This window comes from Pseudomonas tremae, assembly GCF_001401155.1.
In the GTDB taxonomy this organism is placed as follows: domain Bacteria; phylum Pseudomonadota; class Gammaproteobacteria; order Pseudomonadales; family Pseudomonadaceae; genus Aquipseudomonas; species Aquipseudomonas tremae.
Genome location: NZ_LJRO01000281.1, coordinates 1 through 3,980, shown reverse-complemented (window position 1 = coordinate 3,980; position 3,980 = coordinate 1). Strand labels below are relative to the sequence as shown.

The window sequence follows — 3,980 nt, the reverse complement described above, 5'->3', positions numbered from 1 at the left end:
GAGATCTATCGCACCCAGGGCACGCTCACCAGCTGCTTCGGCTACGACAGCATGGGGCGCAAGGCGTGGCAGTACGCCACAACCCTGCCCGCTGAGAAACTGTCACAGATCCAGAACCCGCTCATAAAGCCTGAGCGCTACGTCGAACACGCCTACAACCCGATTCACCGCCGCTACGAATACGACCCGGCAGGCGAACTGAGCCGCACCCTCGACAAACTGCGCGGCGAAACCCGCTACGAATACGAAGCCAATGGCCAATTGCTGGCGCGCAACACCGGTCGAGTGGTCGATGGCGAAGAATTCCGCTACGACGCTGCGGCCAACCGCCTCAACTTCAACACCAGCCGCTTCGATCACGTCAAAGACAACCGCCTCAAACAGTGGGCGAACCAGGAGTACAGGTACGACGCCTGGGGCAACCTGATTGAAAAAACCGTCGGCATCGTGCGCTGGCAAACCTTCACCTACGACTGCGAAAACCGCCTGGTCAAGACCGAGACGATGGCTGACACGCAGGTGGAAAGCACCAGCAGTTATCAGTACGACAGCCTGGGTCGACGCGTAGGGAAACAGTCCGAGATCAAAGGCCAGACCGAACACAAACACTTCCTCTGGCAAGGCCTGCGCATGCTGCGCGAAGAAAGCCCCGGCCAGAGCAGCCTGTACCTCTACGAGCACGGCAGCTACGCGCCGCTGGCACGTGTAGACGAGAAAGAAGGCGAAGCCGAGAACAAGGTTTACTACTTCCACACCGACCAGATTGGTACGCCGCTGGAAATGACCGACGCCGAAGGGCAAATCGTCTGGCAGGCCAAGTATCGGGCGTGGGGTGCTGTTGAAAAGCTGGTGGTGAACGAGGTTGAGCAGAACCTGAGGTTTCAGGGGCAGTATTTTGATGCCGAAACGGGGCTGCATTACAACACGTTTCGGTATTATGACCCGGAGATTGGGCGGTTTATTACGCAGGACCCGATTGGGTTGTTGGGTGGGTTTAATCTTTATAGGTATAGCCCAAACCCACTTTCTGGCATTGATCCATGGGGGCTATGCGAGACAAAAGGTATGGGTGTGAGCAAATCAGGACATCACGTCCCCGCTGTGCGCAAATCTGTAGGGCGCCCATTTGCGGTTGCACGGTCCGATAAAACGAGGCCTACACTCTTTCCTAAGGGTGAAAACCCAGAACACTCACACTGGTTGTTACATGAAGCAGAGCGAACACATGTTGGCCCGAGGCAAGGGAGCTTTCCTGGTTCGGATGACGAGCTTTTTAATGCTTACAGAAATGCCTACGAGAACATGGATCACATAAAGGTTGATGTGGCATCGCCTAATGGGACGCATGTACTTGGTGAAAACGTCACACCAAGAGCAGCCGTTGACCTTATTGAAAACTGGCTAAAAGAAAGTGGATTAAGATAATGAAAATAGAAAACCTGAAAGATTTTTCAGCCAAAGTTAGAAAATCTGATTTTTTTGACTTTTTGCAGAATGTCGACGATTGGGATTCATTACTAGATCGGCGAGATGAAGACGACTTTGATGCATCATGGGTAAAAAATAATGAGCATGTGGCGTCGGCGGGCTACGGCGCTCCAACTGATGAGAGTGAAATTACTGAACTTAGGGAATATGTCTTTAAAACAGTTCTGCGCATTACAAATAATTCTGAAGCTGCTGGATATATTTCAGATGATATTGGATTATTGGCGGAAGCATTTTCTAAAAGAAGAATAACTACTTGGCTGAACGATTTATTGAGTTCATATCTTTCCGGAAGCTTTCCTCATTAAATTTTCTTGTTAATAGATAAGCAGCAAGGAAAAACACGAGAAAATTTTATGTAATTGACTATGAGCCAAGGAGTGAAGGAGTGAAGGAGTGCCATATTTTTTCGATCTAGAGTGGGCGCCAGATCTCCCGACAGTTCAAAGAAAAATTTTCGCCATAGTTTTTTTAAAAATTACTTATCAAGGTAGCTGCCAACTTTGCCTCAGCTACCCTATTAATATCTTTTATAATACTTACTTAAGTGTCCCTATCTAACCGATGTCGTGATGTCCCGCCACTGTACCTCTACGAACCTGGCAGCTACGCACCGCTGGCCCGTGTGGATCAAAAGGAAGGCGAAGTCGAGAACAAGCTTCACTACTTCCCCACCGACCAGATTGGTACGCCGCTGGAAATGACCGACGCTGAAGGGCAGATCGTCTGGCAAGCCAAGTAACGGGCGTGGGGCGCTGTTGAAAAGCTGGTGGTGAACGAGGTTGAGCAGAACCTGAGGTTTCAGGGGCAGTATTTTGATATCGAGACGGGGCTGCACTACAACACGTTTCGGTATTATGACCCGGAGATTGGGCGGTTTATTACGCAGGACCCGATTGGGTTGTTGGGTGGGTTTAATTTTTATGAGTATGCACCAAACACGCAGATGTGGCTGGGTCCGCTAGGCTTGACAGTTAGATATAAAGTAAATGACGGTTTGACACCAATGCAAGGAGGCAGAAGTACAGCCATTGATCGTGCTTGGGTTCAAGAAAAAGCTCTTGTAACCCAAACAGGTACAGGAACACGAGCATGGTCAGGTGCCGAAAAGGAGCTAATAACAGCTACTCCTAATAAAAATCTCACATCAGTGATGTCTAAGGCGGGCTATACTGGCCACCATACAAACTCTGTAGAAGGGAACGTTAAGTTAGGTGCTCTATGGCAAGGCGACCCTAGAAATATAGTATTTTTGCAAAACCATAATCATCCGAGCGGTGTCAATGAGCATGCTCATGGAAATCAAGGGCATAGAGGGAACACAAAAAACTCTACGAAGGACTGACTTATAGATCGACCTGCTACGCTTAAAACAAGTGCAGGCGGATGTTGACAGGGGATTAATATGAATGAAAAAACTCTAAAAAAATTTGCTGAACGCTTTAACAAAAGCGAGCAAAGTACCGGAAAAATATTCTTCCGGAATACTCCAAAAGAAATCGCAAGCGGTTCCCTATCGATTAGGTTAAGCGGTGAAATCGAGCAGTTTTATACGCAGCTAGAAATGGAGGATAACCCTACAATTGGAGGAGATTTATTTCTTCAGATATTCATGATCAATCAACTTGAGCAGGCTCAAGATGGGTGGGCGGGCCCTGATGACGAGACCTTGCCATGGAAGAATAGCTTTGTAGTTTTCGCGGATCGAAACGGAGATGCTTTGGTATTTGATTCTGCACAAAAAAACCCGTCGATATATGGCAGCATTCAAAAGCGCAGCTTCCTAATATCAAACTCAATGAATATATTCCTAGAAGCATTATTATTTGCAATTGAAGTTGAGGAGGATATATTCAATGGAGATACCCGAGAAGATGATATGAGTCTCAAAAAAATCGTCGTTGAACAAGTTAAAAACTCAGTTTCTGGATTAGGCTCAGATTTCAATGTCGATGGCTTTATGAAATTCTTTCTTGGTTAAAGGATTCTTAATGTTTTTTGTTAGCGATCTTTAAAAACAAGACTTTTGCAAATTGCCGTCAGTGTTGGCAAAGACGCGAATATTTTCATGAACTGTTTTTTTGCCCTTAGGCGGCTTTTTGCATGCATTTCTGTATTATTACGTCATGGCTGATAATAATTTCTACTTGGGCACAGTGTATAACTACAGCAACAATCAATTGTCCAATTCGATTGCAACCAAGATTCAGCACTTCGTTTCAGTTACAACGATAAAGTGATTACCCCGACGGCAGCACATGGAAGGCCCGCTACGATGCCAAAGGCAACCTCGTTGCCGAAATTGACGCCTTGGGCCACAAGACCGAATACCTCAACGGCGAAGATGGTCTGCCGCACACCATCGTCGACCCGACGCTCAAATCCAAATACCTGTGGTGGAATAGCCTGGCGCAAGTGCAGCGCTTTCAGGACTGTTCGGGCAAAAGCACTTATTACCGCTATGACGAGCGCCACCACCTGGTGGCCGTCAC

The 3,980-nt window shown here is 47.4% G+C and carries 3 protein-coding genes and 2 pseudogenes; all 5 read left to right on the top strand.

The window, feature by feature from the left end:
• The coding region (locus tag ALO43_RS31550; RefSeq protein WP_235812541.1) for an RHS repeat domain-containing protein at positions 1 to 1,425 on the top strand (1,425 nt) is incomplete at its 5' end.
• Positions 1,425 to 1,796, top strand: a complete 372-nt coding sequence (locus tag ALO43_RS30235) for a hypothetical protein (RefSeq protein WP_147461988.1) — start codon at positions 1,425 to 1,427, stop codon at positions 1,794 to 1,796. The genes ALO43_RS31550 and ALO43_RS30235, both read left to right, overlap by 1 nt.
• A gap of 275 nt (positions 1,797 to 2,071) precedes the next feature.
• Positions 2,072 to 2,833, top strand: a pseudogene (locus tag ALO43_RS31755) (RHS repeat-associated core domain-containing protein); the annotation flags it as partial.
• A gap of 60 nt (positions 2,834 to 2,893) precedes the next feature.
• Positions 2,894 to 3,469, top strand: a complete 576-nt coding sequence (locus ALO43_RS16750; RefSeq protein ID WP_024689727.1) for a hypothetical protein — start codon at positions 2,894 to 2,896, stop codon at positions 3,467 to 3,469.
• Between the two features lie 260 nt (positions 3,470 to 3,729).
• Positions 3,730 to 3,980: pseudogene (locus ALO43_RS16745) on the top strand (hypothetical protein); the annotation flags it as partial.